This window comes from Cobetia sp. MM1IDA2H-1 (genome assembly GCF_002916775.2).
GTDB lineage: Bacteria > Pseudomonadota > Gammaproteobacteria > Pseudomonadales > Halomonadaceae > Cobetia > Cobetia marina.
This window is the reverse complement of record NZ_CM133225.1, coordinates 234,190-256,051: the sequence shown is the minus strand read 5'-3', so window position 1 is coordinate 256,051 and position 21,862 is coordinate 234,190. Positions and strand designations below refer to the sequence as shown.

Sequence of the window (21,862 nt, the reverse complement as noted above, 5' to 3'; positions counted from 1 at the left end):
GCAGGGGCGTTTTTTTGCGCTCTGCACCGCAGACTGAGGCTCATCGCGGGAAAAGCATTTGCGAGCAAGCACTTACCTTGAGCGCCATAGAGCATGAAGGCCAGAAGATCACGACATGGACTCAGGGAGACGTCGGCACATCAGAGAACGCTGTTCGTCAAAGTGTCCGCGACACGGTATCGTGTGAACAGGGATCAAGAAGGGTGACTATCCGACAACACGGGAGACCACCCCATGCACACCATCACAATGGCACCAGTCCTGCTGGGCCTGGGACTCATGCTGAGCCTCGCCATCCCCGGTGTCGTTGCCGCGGATGATCGTCATCGCTCACAGGGTCAGCAGCATCACGGCCGACAGACCATCGAGCGTCACAGCACGCCGCAAAGCCGCCATGAGGCGATCAATCGCCGCCATCTGAGGATGTTCGACGAGCCGCGGGTGGAGCGCCATCACTCTCGCCACGATACACGTCACCGCATTCCCCAGCGCCGCTACTACCAACATGAGCGCTACGCGCCTCATCAGTATCGACAATACGATTCGCGCCGCCATGACCTGCGCCGCCGTCACGATGGCGTGAGCATCGGCTTCCCGGCGATACGCATCAATATCCACTGAGCTGACGCACGCTCGAAGTGCCCAGCCAGCGCCCCCGCAGGAAGCGCAACGAGAGCCTGATGCCCAGATACGACACCGCCCCCGCAGGCTACCTGCGGGGGCGGTGTCGTGGGGAGTCAATCGGCCCGGATCAGGCGTCGCGCGGCTCGGCAAGCGTCGTGATCAGTCCCTTGAGCACCTGCCAGAATTCCCCGACCGAGTCGACCTCGACGCGCTCGCTGGGCGAGTGCGCACCGCGAATCAAGGGGCCGAAGGAAATCATCTCGAGCTGGGGATACTTGGCCCCCAGGATGCCGCATTCCAGACCGGCATGGATGACCTTGATCTCCGGCGCGCGGCCGGTGACGCTCTCGTGCAGATGGCAGAATCGCGCCAAAAGCTCCGCCTCAGGCTGCGGCTGCCAACCCGGGTAGGCATTCTCGGCCTGAGTGTGCGCCCCCAACAGGCCGAACAGCCCGCGGATGCGCTGCTCCATCATGGAGACCGCATCATCACGCAGCGAGCGCACCAGGGCGCAGAGATGGAAACTCCCCTCACGCAGCTGGACCACGCCGAGATTGTTGGAGGTTTCCACCACGCCTTCCACGGCTGCGCTCATGCGCTCCACGCCATAGGGCGCGGCATCCAGCACAGCGACAAGCCGCTGGGTATCCTCGACGGACAGGGCACTCTCGGCATTGCCGCGCGTCACGCTGAGGGTGACGTCCGGGTCCGTGTCACGTAGCTCATCGCGAATCTGCGCCTCGAATTCCGCCAGACGCTGGCGGGCTGCCGCGACACGCTCATCGAACAGCACCACGCCGACGGTCGCCTCGCGTGGCAGTGCATTGCGCAGCGTACCGCCAGACCAGCTGACCAGACGCGGCGAGAATTCCGCCAGCGCCACCAGTGCCCGTGACATCAGGCGGTTGGCATTGCCGCGCCCACGATGGATGTCGAGCCCGGAATGTCCTCCGACCAGCCCGCCGATGGTGAGCTCAAGCTCCGCCTCGGCATCCTTCAGCGAGGACGTGGCGAATTCGTGCGCGACATTGATGTCCGCACCGCCAGCGCAACCGATATAGACCTGGCCACGGTCCTCCGAGTCCAGATTGAGCAGATAGCGCCCTTCCAGCCAGCCTTCGGCCAGATTCAATGCGCCGCCCATCGAGGTTTCTTCCTCGAGGGTGAACAACGCCTCCAGCGGACCATGCACCAGCGTCTCGTCTTCCAGCACCGCCAGCGCCGCGGCGACGCCGAGGCCATTGTCGGCGCCCAGCGTCGTGCCGCGCGCCTTGAGCCAGCCTTCCTCGAGATAGGTCTCGAGCGCATCACGGGTGAAGTCATGGCGGGAGTCGCTGGCCGCCTGGGCCACCATGTCGAGATGCCCCTGCAACACGATCCCCGGAGCGCTCTCATGGCCGGGGGTGGCCGCCTTGCGCAGACGCAGGTTGCCGAAATCGTCGCGGTCATGCGCGAGGCCGCGCGACTGCGCCCACTCAATCAGATGCTCAACCAGTGCCGCTTCATGCCCGGAAGGGCGCGGGATATTGCACAGGGTACGAAAATGACGCCAGACAATGGCGGGTTCCAACGTGTCGATATGCTCATTCATGGCGAAGTTTCCTGTTCTTGTCATCCCCGAGCATACGGAACCGTCCACGGCCATGGCTAGTGGTTGTCGGTGCCTGTCGATCAGTGACTGCGAATATGCAAGGATGAGATCTCTCGACACGGCCACGCTGTGCACTTCCAGCCCCTGACAACCGGAGCCCTCATGCCCCGCCGACTTCTGCTGTTATCCGTCCTTTCCGCCACTGCTGGCCTGCTGATGCTGAGCGGCTGCTCGCCGATTCCCGACATGCCGGGACCGATCGGCATCCCCGGCCTCTGATCAATGATCGCCGGCAGGCAGGGCACCGTGCGCATCGACGAGACGCCCTGCCGCCGCACGACACCAGCGATCACGCGCCTTGCGCCCCACGATGCCCTGACGCTGGGCCCAGTCGATGAAGGCTGGTGCATCCTGGCCGGCCAGGGCCAGTGCGAGCCCGTGACGCGCGGCCTCATCCAGTCCGGATGAGCCGACGCACTGCTCATCCGGGGAGCCGTGAGCTTTCAGCGCGGCCTGCAGCCACGGCCGCACCAGGGCAAGACCTCCGCCACCGCGCCGATACCAGTCGAGTCGTTGCGGCCAGCCTTGAGCCGGTTGACAGCCCTGAGCCGGTTGACCGCCCAGGGCGAGCCGCGATGCCAGCACGTCAGGCAGCCCGGCCAGCTCATGCGCCAGCAGGCTCGGCAGCAGATGCTGAAAGTCCTGATGCAGCGCCTCGAGCAAGGTATCTCCCGGCGAGGCCTCGCCTTCGTCATCGCATGCCCCCCCCGTCGCCTTGCCCATCATCACCGCATGCTCGCCACTGGCCGCATCGCGCTTGAGCCCCATGCGCAGTGGCATGAAGCCCTGGGACAGCCAGAAGTCCACCAGTCCCGCCTCGGCCCCGAAACTGGTGCCGAGACGAGTGACACCCGCCAACCGTGCCTGCTGCTCCAGCGCATTGAGCAAGCGCGCCCCCTGCCCACGCCGCCACAGTGCGGGATGTATCGCGATGCGCAGAATCCGCCACCAGCGCGTCTCGGCGGCCGCCTGATGACCGGCATGCGCCGCCAGAGACTGCGCCAGCAGATGCCCGCGCGGCCGCCGCTGACCTCGCCATATATCCTCTGCCAGCGGTGCAGGAAACCCGCCCTCCTCGACGGCCGCCACGACGCCCAGCCATGCCGGCTTGCCACTGGCGGTCTCCTGATGGCGAATCGCCAGCAGCCTGAGCCCCGGGGTATCCAGCAGCTGCCGCAGGTCCGCCGGCGTGGTGCGGTAATGCGCCTGCACCAGCAGGCCGAACAGCGACTCCAGCATCGCTTCATCGCGTGCCAGAGCGTCCCGATCCAGCACGACGACCTCACTGCCGACCAGCCATTGCTCGGCATCGCTGCGATCCTCCATGACCGGCGCCAGCGTTGATGGCGGTGCCGAGAGTAACAACAGATCATCGGTCAGCGCCTCCAGCGGATCACCGGACGCCCAGCGGACAGGCGTGGTCATCTCAAGTGCCTGCCAGCGGGGGCATTGACGCTCGAGATGCTGGCGGAAACGCAGCTGGAACCCTCGCCCGGTACCTTCATAGCCATGGACGGTGGTGGCGAAGGCGATGCGCGGAAAATGCACCAGAGACGCCTTGAGCAACGGGGTGGGGATGGCGGCTGCTTCATCGACGAACAAGCGCGGCAGTGGCCCCTCCGGGCAGGCAAGGCGGGCGGCGGCGATGGCGTCCGGCGCCAGGAAACGCAGCTCGCTCGCAACCTCCGCTCCATCAGCTGTCCGCCGGGCTTGCGCGGGGTGCACTGCCGGCACGCAAAGCCGAAAGGCATTGCCCTCGCGGCGCCCCCGCGGCAGCAGCGCTGCCAGACGCGCGAAGACCGCGGCCACCGCCGCCGGCCGTGGCGCCGTCAGCCAGACACTTTCCCCCGCTGCCAGATAGCGTGCCGCGGCGATGCCCAGCGCGGCACTCTTGCCGCGGCCACGATCGGCACTGATCACCACCGGCTGGTTCGGACGGAGCGCCGCCAGCGCGGCCACCACCTCGGCCTGATCTGACGTCAGGCAATCAGGGTCCGTGACCTCACCGACACGGGTCGCTGCCTCCCCGGCGGGTGGCAGCGCCGGTAACGGTTCGCCCTGCGGCCAGTGCAGTACGCTGGCATCCGCCTGGAGACGCCGTGCAAGCCGCGCCAGATAGCGCGCCGCAAGCTGCTCACGCGCGAACGGCCAGTGCGCCAGACGCGCGTAGTCGCCATCCGGCGCTGGCGCTGGCTCGGCGTCGGCCCAGGCGGCAGGCGTCACCAGCACCAGCAGTCCTCCCGCCATCAGAGTGCCGGTCACGGCCCCGAAGGCATCGGGATCAAGACCACTCTGCGGATGTGCGGCATCGAAGACGACCAATGCCTGCTCGCCGCCCAGCTGAGTGGCAGCCTTGGCCATCGCCAGCGAGCGCACGTGTGTCCCGCCCGGCGTCGTGATCGCCTCCCCGGCCCCCAGCCACAGTGGAGCAGGCTCACGCGCTGGCCACAGATCACAGATCGCCAGCGCAGCAGCGCAGGGATCGCTGGCCGTGCCCTCTCCGCCGCTGATCCACAGACAGGCGCGCTGATGCCGCGCGAGCAGGCGCTCATGCAGTGTCCGGCACCAGGCATCGATGGCGGGAGGGTCCAATGGGGCGGGGTAACGTGAAGAAGTCGTCATCATGGCGCGCAGCATGCCGCATGGTGACGTGGCAGACCAGACATGGTGCTGGAATCCTCATGACGGGCGGCCAGGGGCCAGTCACGCCGGGCAGCCCTCTCTCTCAACGTCCTTTTATTTAAGTAATATCTCATATTTAAAAACACCCCGTTGCAAGATAGGCAACGCAGGCGGCGCAAGAATGAGAATGGTTATATTTATGCCTATCAGGATAATGAAGCTCCACTTCCCATTATTGCGAGCCATCCCCGATGCCACAGCGTCATTTCGTCACCACTACTCTGCCCCGCGCGCTCAAGCCTGCCCTGCTCGCCCTGAGCCTGGCGGCACCGTTCGTGGCGGGCCAGGCCTCGGCACTGGAATACCCGATCGGCACTCCGGTCAAGGAAGGCGGCATGGAAATCGCGGCCGTCTATCTGCAGCCAGTGGTGATGGCCCCGGCCGGCAAGCTGCCGGCCAATCAGGCCGACATCCATCTGGAAGCCGATATCCACGCACTGATGGAAAACGACAACGGCTTCGCGCCGGGCGACTGGATCCCCTATCTGGGCATTCACTACACCCTGACCAAGCAGGGCAGTGATACCCCGATCGAAGGCGATCTGGTGCCGATGATCGCCAACGACGGCACCCACTATGGCAAGAACGTCAAGCTGGATGGCCCGGGCAAGTACCACCTGACCTTCGACATCCAGCACCCGGACATGCCGCGTCACATCGACAAGGAAACCGGTGTCGCCGAGTGGCCGGACACCATCACCACCGATTACGACTTCGTGTATGCCGGTGTCGGCAAGAAAGGCGGCTACTGAGCACCAGCCTCTGCACGTGGCGGACATGCCGGCGCCATCTCGTATCCGCCGGCATGTCCGCCCGCTGTCTCCAATGGCCGCCTGTGCTGAAAAGCGCTCGCGGCCATTGGTCGCTCTGCCGGCAACCCTCCATCCCTGGCACCTGGCGCCCGCGAGTGCCACGTCCGAATGACCCTCCCTCGTGCCTCTGCCGAGTGCCTACCCCACTATCCCGGAGCCCATCATGCGCCTTCCTCGTCGTCGATCTGCCCGGCAGTCCGTCGCTGCGCTGCTGCCGACCCTCGCTCTGCTGCTGGCGGTACTGCTGCCGCGCGTGACGCTGGCCAGCGACATGCCGTCCTATGACCTGACGCTCACCAACGGCAAGCTCAGTCCCGAGGTGCTCAAGGTCAAGGCCGGCGAGAAATTCGTCATCCAGCTGCACAACGCGGGCAACACGCCCGCCGAATTCGAGAGCAATTCGCTGCGCAAGGAGAAGGTGCTGGCCCCGGGCGTGAAATCCTTCGTGGTGATCCACCCCTTGCGTGCCGGCAGCTACGACTACTTCGATGACTTCCACCTGCCGGATGCCCGCGGCAAGGTCGTCGCAGAAGACTGAGGCACCGGCACATGTCCGCCGTCACTCGTCTCGTCCCCTGCCGCGCCTGCCATCTCTTCCCTGTCAGGGCACGAACGGCATTGCCGATTCCTCACCCTGCCCGCTGTCCCCGAGAGTCCCGCCATGTTTGATCAGGTTCTGTTTATCGTCTGGCGCGAAAGCGTCGAAGCCATTCTCGTCATCGGCATCATGCATGCCTGGCTGGTGCAGTCGGGCACGCGCGCCGGGCTGCGCTACCTGTGGGGTGGGGTCGTTGCCGGTCTGGTGCTGGCCGGGCTGATGGGCGCGGCCCTGATGGGCGCCAACACCTGGCTGACCGGCACCGCCCAGGAAGTCTTCCAGGCGGCGCTGGTACTGATCGCCTGCCTGCTGATCACCCAGATGGTGCTCTGGATGCGGACCAAGGGCCGGACTCTCAAGGCAGAACTCGAGAGCGGCCTGGCCGAGGCCGTCTCCTCCGGCAGCTACTGGGGGGTCGCGGTACTGGTCGCCATCGCCGTGGCACGTGAAGGTGCGGAAACCGTCGTCTTCCTCTACGGCATGGGCGCCGCCAGCCTGCAGTCCGGTGGCATCGGCAGCTTCTCTCTCGCGGCCTTCATCGGTTTCGCGCTGGCAGTGGCGACCTTCATGGCCCTGCAGCTGGGTTCGCGCCTGTTCTCCTGGAAGCTGTTCTTCCGCGTCACGGAAGTCCTGCTGCTGCTGCTGGCCGCGTCATTGTTGATGTCAGGGCTTGAGCAGCTCATCGGCCTGGGCTATCTGCCGGCCGGTCTCGACCCGCTGTGGGATTCCAGCTGGCTGCTCGATGATGGCAGCGGTCTCGGTGGCCTGCTGGCGACCTTCGCCGGCTATCGCGCCTGGCCCGCCACCACCATGGTGCTGGGCTATGCCCTCTACTGGGTCATCGTCATCACTCTGATGAAGCGCCAGCGCAAGGTGGAGCGCAAGGATCAGCGCAAGCAGCTCACCGCCCGCGCGCGCAGCTGATGCCCGTCCCGCGCACTGCCCAGTGAGAGAAGAGGAAGCGTTCATGGCCCATTGCAGTACACACTCCGCACGCCCCGACGCACGGGCGGACATCATCGCCAGTGACGCCGGAGCCGGTGCCTCCCGAGCCACCCGTATCGCGCGGTTCGGCCAGGCGATGCAACAGCGGCGCGGCCTGATCCAGCTGATCCAGTGGCTGGTGGTGGGCATCTACGCCTTCCTGCTGGTGGTGCCGGCATTGCTGCCGCTGCCCGACTATCAGGCGCACATCCTCACCAATCTGACGGTGTTCGCCGAATTCGTGTTCTGGGGGCTGTGGTGGCCCTTCGTGCTGATCAGCATGGTGCTGATGGGCCGGGTGTGGTGCGGGGTCTTCTGCCCCGAGGGTACCCTGACGGAGGCCGCCAGCCGCATCGGGCTCGGCCGGCCGATTCCGGGCTGGATGCGCTGGGGAGGCTGGCCCTTCGTGGCCTTCCTGGGCACCACGCTCTACGGTCAGCTGGCCAGCGTCTATCAGTACCCGCTGGGCGCGCTGGTGGTGCTGGGCGGCTCGACGGTGGCGGCGATCGTGGTCGGGCTGATCTACGGCAAGGGCACACGCGTCTGGTGCCGTCAGCTATGCCCGGTGAATGGCGTCTTCAATCTGCTGGCGCGCCTCTCGCCGACCCACTTCCGTACCGACCAGGCGCGCTGGAACGCCCACAACCGCGCCGTGCGCCAGGGCAATGCCGTGCGTACGCATGCGCCTGACTGCGCGCCATTGATTCCGCTCAAGCAGCTCGACAGTGCCGGCGACTGCCATGTCTGCGGGCGCTGCAGTGGCTACAAGGACGCGATGCAGCTGGAATGGCGGTCGCCGGGCGTGGAGCTGGTCGAACCGCCGCAGCCGGTGCGTTTCACCCACTACTCGGTGCTGGTGTTCGGCCTGCTCGGCATCGCCATCGGCGCCTTCAGCTGGAGCGCCAGCCCGTGGTTCGTCGCGCTCAAGCAGCAGCTGGCCGTCTGGCTGATCGAGCATGACCTGATGTGGCCGCTGACCACCACCCTGCCCCCCTGGATCCTGACCAACTACCCCGAGCACAACGATGTCTTCAATCTGCTCGATGGCAGTCTGATCACGCTGTGGATCGTGGTGGGCGGCGGTCTGCTGGGCGCACTCACCAGCCTGCCGCTCTTGCTTGGCAACTGGCTGATGGGGGGCAAGGCGACGCTGTCACGCCTGTGGCATCTCTCGCTGAGCCTGATTCCGCTGGGCGGGCTCGGCGTGTTCCTCGGCCTCTCCGCCACCACCATGACGCTGCTGCGCGGTGACGGCATCAACCTCACCTGGGCCAATGATCTTCGCGCCGTGCTGCTGGCACTGGCCTGCCTGTGGGGCCTGCGACTGGCCTGGCGCATTACTGGCGAGCAGTACAACGGCGAGCAGCACGACAGCGAGCAGCGCAACGGTGGACGGCTCGCCGGCAACGCCGCACGACTGGTCGGCACGACAAGCGTCGCACTGGCCTGCCTGCCCGCGCTGGGGGTCTGGTACCTGATGTTCTGGGGCTGGTGAGACGCTGTCACCCGAAGGCTGAAACGACAAGACCCGCCATCAAGGCGGGTCTTTTGGTTGGCCGGGGCGGCGGTGACGCCACGGGACGCCACGCTAGTGAGCGCCGCCTTCGTCACTGCCCTCGCTCTCCGGGCGACGGAAGGCGATCACCACGACACTGCCCACCACATAGACCGCGCCCAGCCACAGGAAGATATTGTCGAAGGCCAGCACCTCGGCCTGAAGACTGATGCGCTGCGCGATCATCGCGACGCCCGCCTGCCAGGGGTCGGTCAGGCCCGAGAAGGTCACCTGATAGCTGGCCAGCTGGTCGATCACCACCTGGCGGCTCTGGTCGATGGAGCCGATCAGCTGGTTCCAGTGGTAGTCCTCCCGCCAGTCGCGCACGGTATCGATCAGCGCCAGACCCACCGCGCCGCCCAGGTTGCGCATCACGTTGAACAGGCCACTGCCGTTGCCCAGTTCGTGGGGTGCCAGTCGTCCCATCGCCAGGCGTGACACCGACAGCAGCACCAGAATCTGGCCCACGCCACGGATGACCTGCGGCCAGAAGAACTCGTTGTAGCCCGAGCCCGACGTCAGATGGGCATTCATGCCGGTGCCGACACCGGTCAGCACCAGACCGATGAACATCATCAGGCGCAGATCGATGAGATCGGAGAGCTTGCCCGACAGCGGTGCCATCAGGAACATCGCCACGCCCGCCACGAACATCACCTCGCCGATCTGCAGGCTCGAGAAGCCACGCACGCTGCCGAGGAACAGCGGCACCAGATAGACCAGCCCGTAGAGCACCACGCCCAGCCAGAAGCCGACCAGCGCGCCGAGCGCGAAGTTGCGATTCTTGAACACGCGCAGATCCACGATGGGGTTGTCAGCACTCAGCACGCGCCAGAAGAAGCCCACGCAGCTCAGCGCACAGACGATGGCCCACAGCAGAATGGGGGTGCTGGCGAACCAGTCATCTCCCGGCCCCTCCTCCAGCACGTATTCGAGGCTGCCGAGAAACACCGCCATCAACGACAGTCCCAGCGTGTCCAGACGCTTGAGCAGTCCGCGATCACCGCTGTCGATCTCCAGATTGCGCCACACCAGACTGGCCACGAGGATGCCCGGCAGCAGATTGGCCAGAAACAGCCAGTGCCAGCTGAAATACTCGGTCAGATAGCCACCGACGGTGGGACCGATGGACGGCGCCATGGTCGCCACCAGGCCGATCACCGCCTGAATGGTGCCCATCTTGCGCCGCGGGAAGATCGAGAAGCTCACGGCCTGGGTCAGCGGAATCATCGCCCCGCCCATGAAGCCCTGGACCGCACGCAGCACGATCAGCGCCTCAAGCGAGGTGGACAATGCACAGCCCAGACTCGCCAGCGTGAACCCCAGCGCCGAGACGGTCAGTACCACGCGGGTCGAGAAGATGCGCGCCAGCATGCCCGAGAGCGGAATCATCACGATCTCGGCGATCAGATAGCTGGTCTGGATCCAGGAGACCTGCTCGGGACTGGCCGCCAGGCCCGCCTGGATCTCATTGAGCGAGCTGGCGACGATCTGGATATCCAGGATCGCCATGAACATGCCGAACACCGCCGCGATGAAGCCGATCTGCTGACGGCGCGACGGCATGTCACTGGCAGCACCAGCCGGGGCTGCGGTTGCCTCGGCCATGCTCACTGCGCTCCGTGTTCGGCGGTGGCCGCGACATCGGAGGCGGCCTGCACGCTATCAGGCGCCATGACAGGCGCGGTGACAGCCGCAGTGACCGGCGCGGTGACACTGGCCGCATAGGTGCCGGTCTCCGGCAGCTCGCGGGTGTCGATGGACGGCACGACCGACAGCCCCGCCCGCAGGCGTGGCAATGCCGCTTCCGGGCCGGTCAGGCGGATACGCACCGGCACGCGCTGGACGATCTTGTTGAAGTTGCCGGTGGCATTGTCCGTCGGCAGCAGGCTGAACTCGGTGCCGGTCGCCGGCGCGAGGCTGTCCACCACCCCCTCGAACTCGATGTCCGGATAGGCATCCACCTCAAGGTGGACCGGCTGCCCGACTCGCATGCGCTCGGTCTGGGTTTCCTTGTAGTTGGCCACCACGTAGGCGCTTTCCACCGGCACCAGCTGCATCAGGGTCAGCGAGGCGCTGGCCATGGTGCCGACCTCGACACTGCGATTGCCGACCACGCCGTTCTGGGGCGCACGAATCGAGGTCTTCTCCAGCTGGTGGCGCGCGTAGGCGAGATCCGCCGCCGCTGACACCACTTCGGCGCGGGCCGAGTCCAGCTGTGCCTTGTAGACCTCGAGTTGCTGACGCGCGGAGACCAGCGACGCCTGCTGCTGCGCGACGCTGGCCTCGGCAGTGCGCAGGGTCACCTGATCATCTTCAAGGGACTGCCGCGAGGCGTAGCTGCGGCTCTCAAGACTCCTTGAGCGCTTGAGATGCAGCGCGGCCTGATCGCGCTCGGCCTTGGCCGAGGCCAGGGCCGCCTTGGCCTCATCGATCTTCGCGCTCTGCAGATCCAGCTGACGCTCGGCCTGGACTTCCCCGGTGCGCGCCTTGTCGAGTGCGGCGCTCGCCTGATCCAGGTTGGCCCTGGCATCCCCATCGTCCAGCTGAACCAGCAACTGCCCTTTCTTCACCGGCTGGTTGTCATGCACCAGCATGCGCGTCACGCGCGCGGTGATCTCGGAACGTACCGGCACGCTGTCGGTCCGCACATAGGCATTGTCAGTCTCCTGCATGAAGCGCCCGACCTGCCACCACTCGACTCCCATCACGCCACCCGCGATCACGCCCGCCACCACGAGGAGCGCCACTGCGCCCTTGCCTGCCTTGTTCATACGGCGACTCTCTGTTGCTGCCTGTCAGTGCCAGGCAGGGAAAGCGTCTGACGGTGGCCGGCCTCGATGACGCAACGCCTGCGCTCGGGACTGCCATCTTGCACCGCCACTAAGTGTAATGAATACTACACTTCATTGAGCCACCCCCGACAGCGTCAACCGACAGCGTGCCTCGTTCGCAATATCGCAACCCTGACGGCGTCAGTCGGCCCCTTTCACCAGAGGACACAGACATGACGGACTCCCCTTCCTCGCAGAGTGCTCCGGACACCGCCACATCCCGCACCTCGCCGCGCGGGGAAGCCCGCCGCAGACGCCAGCGGGAAGTCGCCAGAGAACACTTCCTGCAAAATGGCTACGCCGCGACCAGCATCAACGAGATCGCACGGGAGGCCGGCGGATCACTGACGACGCTTTATCGGAATTTCGGCAACAAGGAGGGGCTGTTCCTCGCCGTGATGCAGCAGGAAGCACAGTCGGTATGGTCGGTGATGGATCACGAGGTCAATGAGGCACGTCGCGTCGACGAGGCCCTGGAACACTTCGGGATGGCGATGCTGACACTGGCCCTCGAACCACAGCTGATCCGGCTGTTTCGTGGCCTCGCCTTCGAGAGCGGCCGCAACCCGCAGCTCGGCAAGCTCTTCCTCGACAATGGCCCCAAGCTGACGCGCCAGCGGCTGGCAGGCTACCTGTCACGACAGGTGGCGGAGGGCCACTTGCCAGGCTCCGGCCTCGGGCAGGAACCGCTGGCCGCCGCCAACCTGCTGACCGGCATGCTGCTCAACCCGCTGCATGTCGATGCCCTGCTGGGCAGCTTCCCCGAACCGGCCGACCCGGAAAGCCTGCGACCACACGTCAGGCGCTGCGTGCGCGTCTTCATCGCGGGTTTCGGGGCCTGAACACTGGGCCCCTGACAGCAAGACGCCGAGTCGACTGACTCGGCGTCTTCGTATGCAGGAGAAGTGGAGCGCGGGAAGCGATCAATGGCCGTCATCGCGGTAGGGAGGCTACGTCAGTCTTGCAGGCTGGCGTTCACGGCAGCGACGGCATCTTCGCCATCGCGGGTCGTCACGCCGGCAAGAAACTCCGCCAGACGCTCCGGGTGGGCGACGAGCCAGTCGTGCGCCACCTCATCGAGGTCACGCTCGTTCAGGCTGTAGTCGAGGATGAAGGCGCTCTGCTCATCGGAGCTGAAGACCAGCTGATCGAGAAAGCGCGTCAGGTTGAGATTGGCCTCGGCGTAGGCGGTCCGCACGACGGTCTTGACGTCACTGGCGCCGTTGTCAGGGCCGAAGACCGATTCCGGGTCTTCCAGGATATGGGTGTCGAATTCCGGCACCATCCAGTGCGGCGTCCAGCCGTAGAAGGCGATCCAGCGTTGCTCGCGCTCGGCGGCGCGCACTTCACTGAGCATCCCCGGCGTCGAGGATTCCATCGCATCCCAGTCACCCAGCCCATAGACATCGTCGTCGATGGCGCCGTTGAGCATGTCGCTGATGGTGGAGCCGCTTTCGATGGAGTAGATGGTCTCATCGAATTCATCGGCGTGGGCGGCCAGATCCGCCGCGCTGTGGATACCCGCGTCATAGACATAGCCCGGCACCGCGAAGCCCATCCGGGCACCGGTGACGTTGTTGCCGAGATCCGTGATCGCGCCGGCCGCCATGGCCGCGTCGTAGCTGTCCTTCTGGGCCGGCAGCCAGCCGGCGAGGAAGGCATCGCTGTCGCCGGTGGTCAGGGTGTTGTAACCGACGGTGGAGCTGACTTCCTGCCGCTCCACGTCATAGCCCATGGGGGCGAGAATCTGGGCGACGATCTCGCTCTTGACGCTGACACCGGGCCAGGGCGGCACGATGAGCGTCAAGACGTCGTCCGTGTCCTGGGCAGAAGCCGCCAGCGGCGCCGTACTGAGCAGCAGTGCACCGAGCGTGAGAAGACCGCGGCGGGTGCCGCGCAACGGGGAAGAGGTCAGGCAGGTCAGGGGTCGCTTCATCTTGTCGTTCCTTGTCAGCACCGGTCGCACCGGGCCTTGTTATAGGGAGTGTCAAGCGGGGTCTTGCATGCCTTGCGCGACTGCAGCCGATGGCGCTGCCACCAGTTTCGGCAGGCCGCCAAAGGGCTCACGCCCCATCACGCGCGCAAGCATCGGGAGGAAATGCGCAAGCGGCAGGGTGTCGTATTCGGGGTCGAAGCTGGTCTGGTCCCACTCGTCACAGAAGCGCACGGTGCGCTCATAGGCAGGGTGGTGGGCGTAGGCATCACGTGCATGGCGGTCCTGGCCGAAGAATTCCCGGTAGTGATAGCCCTGGAACAGCTCGTGATGGCGAATCATCCAGACATTGAGCGGATCAATGAACGGTTCGAGGATACCCGCGGCGATCTCGGCATGATTGGCCGGTGCGAGATCATCGCCGATGTCGTGCAACAGCGCGCAGACCACCATCTCCTCATCGGCACCGGCACGCAAGGCGCGGGTCGCCGTCTGCAGGCAGTGCTCGTAGCGATCCACCGGATAGCCATGGTGATCTCCCTGGAGGCGGCCCAGGTGGGCGATCACGCGCCGACAGGCATCGGACTGATACTCCCGGAAGTGCGCATCGATCAGCGCCCATTCGGCATGCGTGCTTTCCGCGAAGCTGCGAAAGCGCGCCTGGGTCATCGGGACGGTATCTTGCTGACTCATGCGGTGGCCTCCTCCCGGTTGTCCGGCTGACCGCTGAGCTGATCGGCAAGCTGGTCGGCCAGCAGCAGGCGGCGGCTGGCCGTGGAGTCGCGATCCACATAGCCCTGACGCATGTGACGGATGCCGCCTTCCAGCTGGAAGGCGCTACGACCATGGAACAGCCGGTAGTTGTCCATGATCAGCATCTGGCCCGGTGCCAGCTTGAGGTGCAGCGTGAAGTCATCACCGGAGATCAGGCGATAGAACGCCTGGCGGGCAGCGTAGTAGCGACGCAGGGTCGCGCCGGGCAGCGCCGGCACCCGCTCGGTGCGGTTGGAGAAACGTACTCGGGCGACCTGACCACGGCTATCCAGCTCGATCAGCGGGCCTTCGCTCTCCAGGCGCGTGGTGGCGTCGTGGTAGCGGAAGCCGGGGGTGACTTCTGTCAGGCAGGCGAAGGCCTCGGGGTCTTCACGGCGCAGGTGCTCTGCCGCGCTGTAGCCATCCACCAGCATGCTGTCGCCGCCCTGGGCCGCGTTGCGCAGGCAGTGCAGCCAGATATAGCCCGGAATCGGGTCGCGGTAGGGATTGTCGGTATGCGGCTCCAGCCCGCGCTGGGTCATGGTGAGGTCATAGGCGTTGGCGACGGATTTCACGTCGGCGATGCCGCCCCAGTTGGTGCGTCGCAGCGGCCCGATGCGATGGATCAGGCTCTGCATGCCATCTTCGTGATCCGGCACGCCACTGACCCGCACGAAGCCGAAGCGCTGCAACTGCTCGAGCATGTCCAGCAAGGCCGCGTCATCGTCCAGTGCTGCCGCGAAGTCAGCCTCGGGCAGCTGGGCGAGATCCCCCTTCCAGAACGTCATGCCCTGGTAGGCCTGTGGCGCGCGACACTCCGCCAGCAGAGCCGACGACGAGACACTCACCGCGTGGCCGTCGCTGAAGGCCAGCGACAGCGTATCGCCGTCGAGCTGCGCCTCACTCAGGCGCAGATCCAGCGGCAGATCCGCCGCCTCGATCAGGCGCTGACCGGTCAGGGAATCGAGAGTCGCGTCATCAGGACTCCGCTCGCGCAGCCAGAGCGCCTCGAGGGTCAGATCACCCTCGGGGTGGCTCAGCTGCAGTTGTCGTCCGGAGTCTGTCAGGCAGACGGAAAGGGGGGCGCTGGGCACTCGATGTTCTCCACGGCTGGGGAGCGGCACGCTTGTTTTCCCTGGCAGGTGCCTGCTCTCGGGGGCGGGTCCGACTGGAATCTCTTCTACCTTAAGCCCCTACCGTCGAAGTGGATTGAGGAAACTGGACATAGATTTGATGAAATTGGCCATATGTCGGACCAGCGAACGCGGCGCATCCGCGGAAACGAATCGGCAAGGCTTGGGAAGGAATGGCAGGCAGGCCCGGCAGCCATCGTGCGCCGGGGGTACGACAAGAGAACGAGGGCCGGGAGCCCCCATTCGATATCAGTCGGTCAGGTGCAGGACCTGACCGTTGAGCGCGCGCCCGGCACCACCGGCTAGGAAGCGCGCGCACTCCGCCACGGCATCCGGTCGGCTGCCCTCGGGACACAGCAGATTGGCGCGCACCCTGTCGGGGGCACGCAGCGCGAGGCGCTGGATCAACTCACCCAGCGCCGCCTGCGCCATGGCAGTGCCGTGATGCTCCTGCGAGGGCAGCGGCGAGGACAGCGGCGGCGCGACGGCCAGCAGGCGTCCACCGTGGCGCAACATGCGTGCACAGGCCGCCTTGAGCAAGGCGCCGGGCCCGGCGACCTGCGCGACCAGACACGCCTCCAGCGACTGCCCGGCCACGGCCTGCGGCGGCATGCAGACCAGCACGTCGAGACGGCCGAGACGCGCCACCAGCACCTCGAAACAGCCCTCGCCCACCACCTGACCGAAGCGATCCGACTGCTCGCCGCCCAGCGCGTCCAGCACGCGCTCAAGATCCGTCTGCGCGGTGCTCATCAGGGCGATGATGGCACCATCTTCCAGGAAGGTGCGCGCCATGGCTTCCAGCCATTCTCCCTGCCCCGCAATCAATACCCTGCGTCGTGGCAGCATCTCGTTCTCCCTGATGGATCGCTCTTCCGATCACGGCGGATCTGTGGCACATCACCTCCCTGTGATGCCCCTCGCCCTGCTGACTACCTTCCACGGCGTGGCGGTGTCACGGCGCCGATGTCACGCCCGCACTCTGCCCGTCCCCTGCCCGCACTCAGGGCATCAGCCCCGGCAACCACAGCACCAGCGCGGGGAACAGCATGCACAGGATCAACCCCGCCAGCTGCAGGCCGACGAAGGGCAGAATCGAGCGATAGATGGTGCCGATGGAGACCTGCCCGGCGGTGATGCCCTTGAGATAGAACAATGCGTAGCCGAAGGGGGGGGTCAGGAAACTCGTCTGCAGGTTGATGGCGACCAGAATCGCGAACCATACCAGCAGCCCCTGGCCGGAAAGCCCGAGCCCGAAGTCCAGCGCCTCGACCACCGGCGCCACCAGCGGCAGCACCACGAAGCTGATCTCGATCCACTCGAGGAAGAAGCCGAGCACGAAGATCAGCCCCATCAGCAGCAGCAGCAGGCCGTAGGGACCCAGCCCGGTGCCGGTGATGACATCCTCGATCAGGTAGTCACCGCCCAGGCGCTTGAAGACCACCGAGAAGCAGGTCGCGCCGATGACGACGAACAGGATCATCGCGCTGGTTCGCGAGGTATCGCGCAGCGTGTTGCGCAGGGTGTCGAAGGACAGCCCACCCATCACCAGCGCCAGCAGCAGACTGCCGCCCGCGCCGATGGCCGCAGCCTCGGTGGGCGTGGCGATACCGGTCATGATCGAGCCCAGCACCGCGACGATCAGCACCATCGGGCCGAGCAGATCCCGCAGCAGCGCCAGCGGCAGCGGTGTCTTGTCGGTGCCGAGCAGCGACTGGTCCGGCAGCGGTGCCCAGTCCGGACGCAGCTTGGCGGTGATCAGCAGATAGGCCACGTAGAGCGCGCCGAGCATCAGCCCCGGAATCAGCGCCGCCTTGAACAGTGCCCCCACCGAGATCTGCAGGATGGAGCCCATCAGCACCAGCATGATCGAGGGCGGAATCAGGATGCCCAGGGTGCCGGAGGCCGCGATCACGCCACAGGCCATCTCGGCCTTGTAGCCCTGCCCCAGCATCACCGGCAGCGCCAGCAGCCCCAGCATGACCACCGAGGCACCGATGATGCCGGTACTGGCGGCCATCACCACGCCCAGCAGCGCCACCGAGACGGCCAGACCGCCATGCACGCGGCCGAACAGGCGCTGCAACGTCATCAACAGATTGCGCGCCACCCCGGAGCTTTCCAGCATCAGCCCCATGAACACGAACAGTGGAATCGCGATCAGCAGCCAGTTCTCGATCACCCCGCCGAAGATGCGCGAGCCGACGGTGCCGAGAAACGGCAGCGGGATGTCACCGATGAAGGCGAACAGGATACCCAGCCCGCCGAGCAGGAAGGCTACCGGGTAGCCGGAGAAGATACCGATCAGAAGTGCCACCACCATGGTGATGGGCAAGGCGTATTCAGCGAGCATCGTCATGGCTCCCGTCTGCTTGATCCTTGGGTGCCGTCGTGCCGGCCGTCTCGTGTGCAGCGGTGTCCTGCGTCTTGCCTGCCTGAGGTGCAAGGCCGGCAAGACTGGCAATCTCATGGTCCTTCAGGCGCTCAGGAGTGCGCGCCGGGTCGAACAGGCAGGCCAGATTCTCGAAGATCTGCCCGAGTGCGCCGAGGGCGAGAAACACCAGCCCCGTCGGCAGCATCGCCTTGATCAGATACCGGTCCACCAGCCCGCCATAGTTGGACTTCTCGCCGGACATGTAGGACATGGTGACGAAGTGCTTGGACAGCCAGGCGATCAGCAGGCAGAAGGGAATCAGCATGATGAGGTGGCCGAGGATATCGACCACGGCGCGCCCACGCGGCGAGAGGCGCTGGTAGAACAGATCGACCCGCACATGCGTGTCGCTGTGCAAGGCATAGGTGCCACCGAACAGCGTCAGCAGGCCGAACAGATGCCATTGAAGCTCGGTGACGGAATTGATGGTGATCGCGGTGCCGAACAGCAGCACGTCAGGCGACCCCCAGTTGGCGATTTCATTGATGCCCAGGGCGTTGAGCGTGACGGTGGTGAGCACGGCCAGGATGATCGCCAGACCCAACCAGCTGGTCAGGCGACCCACCCATAGCCCCAGGCCGACCAGCGGTCGGCCCAGGGCGTCACACACCGCCCCGCCCTGTGCCCGCCAGGGCGCAAGGCGGGGGTCGGTCATTGGGCGCTACCCTCCTCAGCGTCACCAGCCTGCTTCATGGCCATCGGCTGCGGCATGGCCTGCAGCTCGTACCATTCGTCGATCAATGCGGCATGCTTCATCAGCGAATCGTAGGCCTTGGCGAAGTCAGGATTGGTCTGCTTCTCTTCTTCCAGCACTTCCCCCCAGGCCTTCTGCAGCGCGGTCATCACCGGTTCCGGGAAGCGCTTGACCTCGACACCCTTGGCTTCGAGCTCATGGATCGCACGTACCTGAGCCGGCGGCGCTTCGGCCATCGCCCACTGCAGGGTCGCGCGGCAGGCGGTCTGGAACTGCGCCTTGCGCTGGTCACTGTAGCTGTCCCACACCTGCTGATTGATCAACAGCGAGAACCAGCTGGCGCTCTGGTGCCAACCCGGGAAGTAGTAGTACTTGGCGACTTCATTGAAGCCCATCGCCTGATCGACCTGCGGCACCGAGAACTCGGTGGCATCGACACGGCCACGCTCCAGCGCGAGATAGATCTCGCTGCCCGGTACCAGCTGAGTGGAGGCGCCCAGCTTGTTGAGCACCTTGGCACCAAGGCCCGAGATGCGCATCGACAGGCCCTTGAAGTCATCCGGCGAGTTGATTTCCTTGTTGTACCAGCCGCCCGTCTCCTGCGGGGAGATGAAGCACGGCAGCACCTTCACGCCGTAGGGGTCATAGGCGGCCTGGATCAGCTCGGTGCCCTCACCGGCCCACATCCATGACATGAAGGCTTCCGGGCTCGGGCCGAACGGCAGCGCCCCGTAGAGGTTGGTGATCGGCACCGTGCCGGCCCAGTAGCCCATCCAGTCCCAACCGGCCTGGATCGCGCCGGAAGAGACGGAGTTGAAGACTTCGAAGGCCGGCACCAGATCGCCCGGCTCATGCACGCGCAGGCCGACTTCACCGCCGGTGGCGCTCTTGAGTTCCTCGGACAGACGCACGGCCCCGGCGCCCAGGAAGTTCTTGGTCGAGAAGGTACTGGCGACGTCAAGCTGCTTCGGCCCTTCCGCCTGAGCAGGTGCGGCGGCCATCAAGGTGGTGGTGGCGACGGCCGCCGCGATGGCGGCTCCGAGGCGCAGGCGACGAGTCGGCGTCGTGTGACGCGGCGTGGCGTGATGCAACATGGCACGGCTCCCTGATTTGTTGTTGTACTGGCTGGTCGTACGGCTCGATGCTTTCTGGCGATAAGGCACGCAACAAGCTGACGCTTACGTCAACTTACCCATTGACAACGCAAGCGCCTGACCACGCCACAACAATTCCAATGATTTCAGAGAGCTACGAGAGCCAATCACGCACGAGTAGCCACACGATGTCCTCGATGCCGCCATCCATGCTCGGCAGTGTCCGGAAAGTCGGACACGCGGGTCGCCAAGGCTGCGACCAAGGTCGCGCGCTGACATGAATTCGGTCTACGACTCCAGTCGAATATGCCGATAGTGGAATGCAGACCCCATGCGGGCAGGCACGGCGTGGGGTGGCAAGATACGCAAAGCGTCCGGAATTCCGGTCATTGACCGAATTTCCGGACGCTTTGACCCCTCGTCTGTGGCGGGAAGGTGAAACCACTCTCGATCAGGGCGTTTCGGCCAACAGGCCATGACGGTTGAGCTTCTCGTAGAGCGAGGACTTGGCGATGCCGAGCTGACGGGCGGCGCGGGTGCGATTGCCATTGGCGGCAGACAGGGCGGCCTCAATCAGGCGTCGCTCGGTCTGCGCCATCGCCTCCCGCAGCGAGCCGGTTGCCACTGGCGTGTCGGAAGCAGCAAGCTCGGCTGAATCCGAGGGGGGTGTGGATAATTCAGTCCGGCGGGCATCGCCATGCCGCGCATCGCCATGCCGGGCACCGATGGCATCCGGCAGATCGGTCGGCTGGATATGGCTGCCGCCCAGGTAGAAGGCGGCTTCGAGGACGTTTTCCAGCTCGCGCACGTTGCCGGGCCAGTGATGGGCACACAGGCGCTCCAACGCGGTCTCGGAGAGTATCGGCGGACGACGGCCACTACGACGCGCCAGACGTGACAGCAGATGCGTGGCCAGGGTCGGCAGGTCGTCACGGCGCTCGCGCAGCGGCGGCACCTGCAGTGGCACCACGTTGATGCGATAGAAGAGGTCTTCGCGGAATTCGCCGCTCTCGACCAGCGCTTCCAGCGGGCGGTGCGTGGCGGCGATGACTCGTACATCGACGGTGACCAGTCGTGTCGCGCCGACCGCCTCGACTTCACGGTCCTGCAGCACGCGCAGCAACTTGGCCTGCATCGCCAGCGGCATGTCACCGACCTCATCGAGAAACAGCGTGCCACCATCCGCGAGCTGGAACTTGCCGGGCTTGCCGCCTCGCCTCGCGCCGGTGAACGCGCCTTCCTCATAGCCGAACAGCTCCGCCTCCAGCAGCGCTTCGGGAATCGCCGCGCAGTTGAGCTTGATGAAGGGCCCCTTGGCGCGCGCCGAGCTGCGGTGCAGCGCATGGGCATACAGCTCCTTGCCGGTACCGGACTCGCCACGGATCAATACCGAGGCGCCACCGGGGGCGATCTTGCGTACCTTGCTGGCCAGCTCCCGCATGGCGGGCGAATCCCCGATGATGTCACTCAGCTGCCAGCGCGCGCCGTTGGGGGTTTCCAGCGCCTGACGGTAGTAGTCCACCTCCGCCTCCAGCGCCTGGACCTGAGCATTCACCTGCCGCCATTCCCAGGTGTCGTGATAGAGCACCGAGCCGATGGCGCCGATCAGCTCGCCATCGCGGAAGATGGGGTAACGGTGGGCAATCATGTGGTGGCCACGAATCAACTGCAGCTGGGCCAGCTCCGCGCGTCCGCTGTCCAGCACCTCATGCATGCGGGTGTTCTCGATCACCTCGCTGACATCGCGCCCCAGCACCTCGCTGGCCTCCACCCCGAGAAACTCGGCATAGGGGGCGTTCAGAAACTGGATACCGCCCTGGGCATCCACCACCACCACCCACTCCTCCACCGCATCCATCGCGGCTCGCAGCAACTCGCGACGCGCCCGCTCGACATGAATCGAGGTGGCAGGTGAATCGTTGCGCAGCGGAGCAGCCATCTTCTCCCCGCCCACCGCGCCTGACACTGGCATCTGCTGAGCCATCACCGACTCTCCCTTGGCGTGTCCGGTCATCGTGGGTAGCCGCCATGCTGCCACCAACACCCGCCGGATCTGATTGTTGTGTGTCGCTTCATTCCGC

General features: G+C 65.6%; 18 protein-coding genes. 6 read left to right on the top strand and 12 right to left on the bottom strand.

Annotation, left to right across the window (positions count from 1 at the left end):
• The first annotated feature begins 234 nt into the window (after positions 1 to 234).
• Entirely contained in the window at positions 235 to 621 is a 387-nt protein-coding gene (locus tag BOH68_RS01175) for a hypothetical protein (protein ID WP_077378634.1), read from the top strand.
• A gap of 130 nt (positions 622 to 751) precedes the next feature.
• Here the strand turns inward: BOH68_RS01175 and BOH68_RS01170 are convergent, their stop codons facing one another.
• Both BOH68_RS01170 and BOH68_RS01165 read right to left on the bottom strand, forming a co-directional pair.
• Complete coding sequence (locus BOH68_RS01170) at positions 752 to 2,215, bottom strand: aminoacyl-histidine dipeptidase (protein WP_077378631.1); 1,464 nt, start codon at positions 2,213 to 2,215, stop codon at positions 752 to 754.
• A gap of 279 nt (positions 2,216 to 2,494) precedes the next feature.
• The gene (locus BOH68_RS01165) at positions 2,495 to 4,900 is read right to left on the bottom strand and encodes a GNAT family N-acetyltransferase (protein ID WP_170877475.1); all 2,406 of its coding nucleotides are present in this window, start codon (positions 4,898 to 4,900) and stop codon (positions 2,495 to 2,497) included.
• 248 nt (positions 4,901 to 5,148) lie between these two features.
• Here BOH68_RS01165 and BOH68_RS01160 point away from each other — a divergent pair, with 248 nt between their 5' ends.
• From BOH68_RS01160 to BOH68_RS01145, 4 genes are all read left to right on the top strand, one after another.
• Entirely contained in the window at positions 5,149 to 5,709 is a 561-nt protein-coding gene (locus BOH68_RS01160; protein WP_077378625.1) for an iron transporter, read from the top strand.
• Between the two features lie 223 nt (positions 5,710 to 5,932).
• The gene (locus BOH68_RS01155; RefSeq protein WP_077378622.1) at positions 5,933 to 6,307 is read left to right on the top strand and encodes a cupredoxin domain-containing protein; all 375 of its coding nucleotides are present in this window, start codon (positions 5,933 to 5,935) and stop codon (positions 6,305 to 6,307) included.
• 123 nt (positions 6,308 to 6,430) lie between these two features.
• On the top strand, positions 6,431 to 7,291 hold the full coding sequence (locus tag BOH68_RS01150) for an FTR1 family iron permease (protein ID WP_077378619.1): 861 nt from the start codon (positions 6,431 to 6,433) through the stop codon (positions 7,289 to 7,291).
• Between the two features lie 43 nt (positions 7,292 to 7,334).
• Positions 7,335 to 8,846, top strand: a complete 1,512-nt coding sequence (locus BOH68_RS01145; protein ID WP_077378616.1) for a 4Fe-4S binding protein — start codon at positions 7,335 to 7,337, stop codon at positions 8,844 to 8,846.
• 93 nt (positions 8,847 to 8,939) lie between these two features.
• Here the strand turns inward: BOH68_RS01145 and BOH68_RS01140 are convergent, their stop codons facing one another.
• Complete coding sequence (locus tag BOH68_RS01140; protein ID WP_077378613.1) at positions 8,940 to 10,514, bottom strand: DHA2 family efflux MFS transporter permease subunit; 1,575 nt, start codon at positions 10,512 to 10,514, stop codon at positions 8,940 to 8,942.
• 2 nt (positions 10,515 to 10,516) lie between these two features.
• The gene (locus BOH68_RS01135) at positions 10,517 to 11,680 is read right to left on the bottom strand and encodes an HlyD family secretion protein (RefSeq protein ID WP_077378610.1); all 1,164 of its coding nucleotides are present in this window, start codon (positions 11,678 to 11,680) and stop codon (positions 10,517 to 10,519) included.
• 233 nt (positions 11,681 to 11,913) lie between these two features.
• Here BOH68_RS01135 and BOH68_RS01130 point away from each other — a divergent pair, with 233 nt between their 5' ends.
• A complete protein-coding gene (locus tag BOH68_RS01130) occupies positions 11,914 to 12,582 on the top strand; it encodes a TetR/AcrR family transcriptional regulator (protein WP_077378608.1) in 669 nt (222 codons plus the stop codon).
• A gap of 113 nt (positions 12,583 to 12,695) precedes the next feature.
• Here the strand turns inward: BOH68_RS01130 and BOH68_RS01125 are convergent, their stop codons facing one another.
• The 8 genes from BOH68_RS01125 to BOH68_RS01090 all read right to left on the bottom strand — a co-directional run bounded on the left by BOH68_RS01125 (position 12,696) and on the right by BOH68_RS01090 (position 21,795).
• Complete coding sequence (locus BOH68_RS01125) at positions 12,696 to 13,676, bottom strand: ABC transporter substrate-binding protein (protein ID WP_077378605.1); 981 nt, start codon at positions 13,674 to 13,676, stop codon at positions 12,696 to 12,698.
• Positions 13,677 to 13,727: 51 nt separating this feature from the next.
• Entirely contained in the window at positions 13,728 to 14,342 is a 615-nt protein-coding gene (locus BOH68_RS01120) for an HD domain-containing protein (RefSeq protein WP_077379338.1), read from the bottom strand.
• 20 nt (positions 14,343 to 14,362) lie between these two features.
• The gene (tmpA, locus tag BOH68_RS01115) at positions 14,363 to 15,520 is read right to left on the bottom strand and encodes a 2-trimethylaminoethylphosphonate dioxygenase (protein WP_077378602.1); all 1,158 of its coding nucleotides are present in this window, start codon (positions 15,518 to 15,520) and stop codon (positions 14,363 to 14,365) included.
• 288 nt (positions 15,521 to 15,808) lie between these two features.
• Positions 15,809 to 16,408, bottom strand: a complete 600-nt coding sequence (locus BOH68_RS01110) for a Rossmann-fold NAD(P)-binding domain-containing protein (protein WP_077378599.1) — start codon at positions 16,406 to 16,408, stop codon at positions 15,809 to 15,811.
• A gap of 154 nt (positions 16,409 to 16,562) precedes the next feature.
• Positions 16,563 to 17,912 carry a TRAP transporter large permease gene (locus tag BOH68_RS01105; protein ID WP_077378596.1) on the bottom strand — a complete coding sequence of 450 codons (1,350 nt, stop codon included), beginning with the start codon at positions 17,910 to 17,912 and terminating at the stop codon, positions 16,563 to 16,565.
• The gene (locus tag BOH68_RS01100) at positions 17,902 to 18,648 is read right to left on the bottom strand and encodes a TRAP transporter small permease subunit (protein WP_077378593.1); all 747 of its coding nucleotides are present in this window, start codon (positions 18,646 to 18,648) and stop codon (positions 17,902 to 17,904) included. The genes BOH68_RS01105 and BOH68_RS01100 overlap by 11 nt, the downstream gene beginning before the upstream one ends.
• A complete protein-coding gene (locus BOH68_RS01095) occupies positions 18,645 to 19,781 on the bottom strand; it encodes a TRAP transporter substrate-binding protein (RefSeq protein ID WP_077378590.1) in 1,137 nt (378 codons plus the stop codon). Before BOH68_RS01095 ends, BOH68_RS01100 begins: the two co-directional genes overlap by 4 nt.
• A gap of 451 nt (positions 19,782 to 20,232) precedes the next feature.
• Positions 20,233 to 21,795 carry a sigma-54 interaction domain-containing protein gene (locus BOH68_RS01090; protein ID WP_456821153.1) on the bottom strand — a complete coding sequence of 521 codons (1,563 nt, stop codon included), beginning with the start codon at positions 21,793 to 21,795 and terminating at the stop codon, positions 20,233 to 20,235.
• Positions 21,796 to 21,862 lie beyond the last annotated feature (67 nt).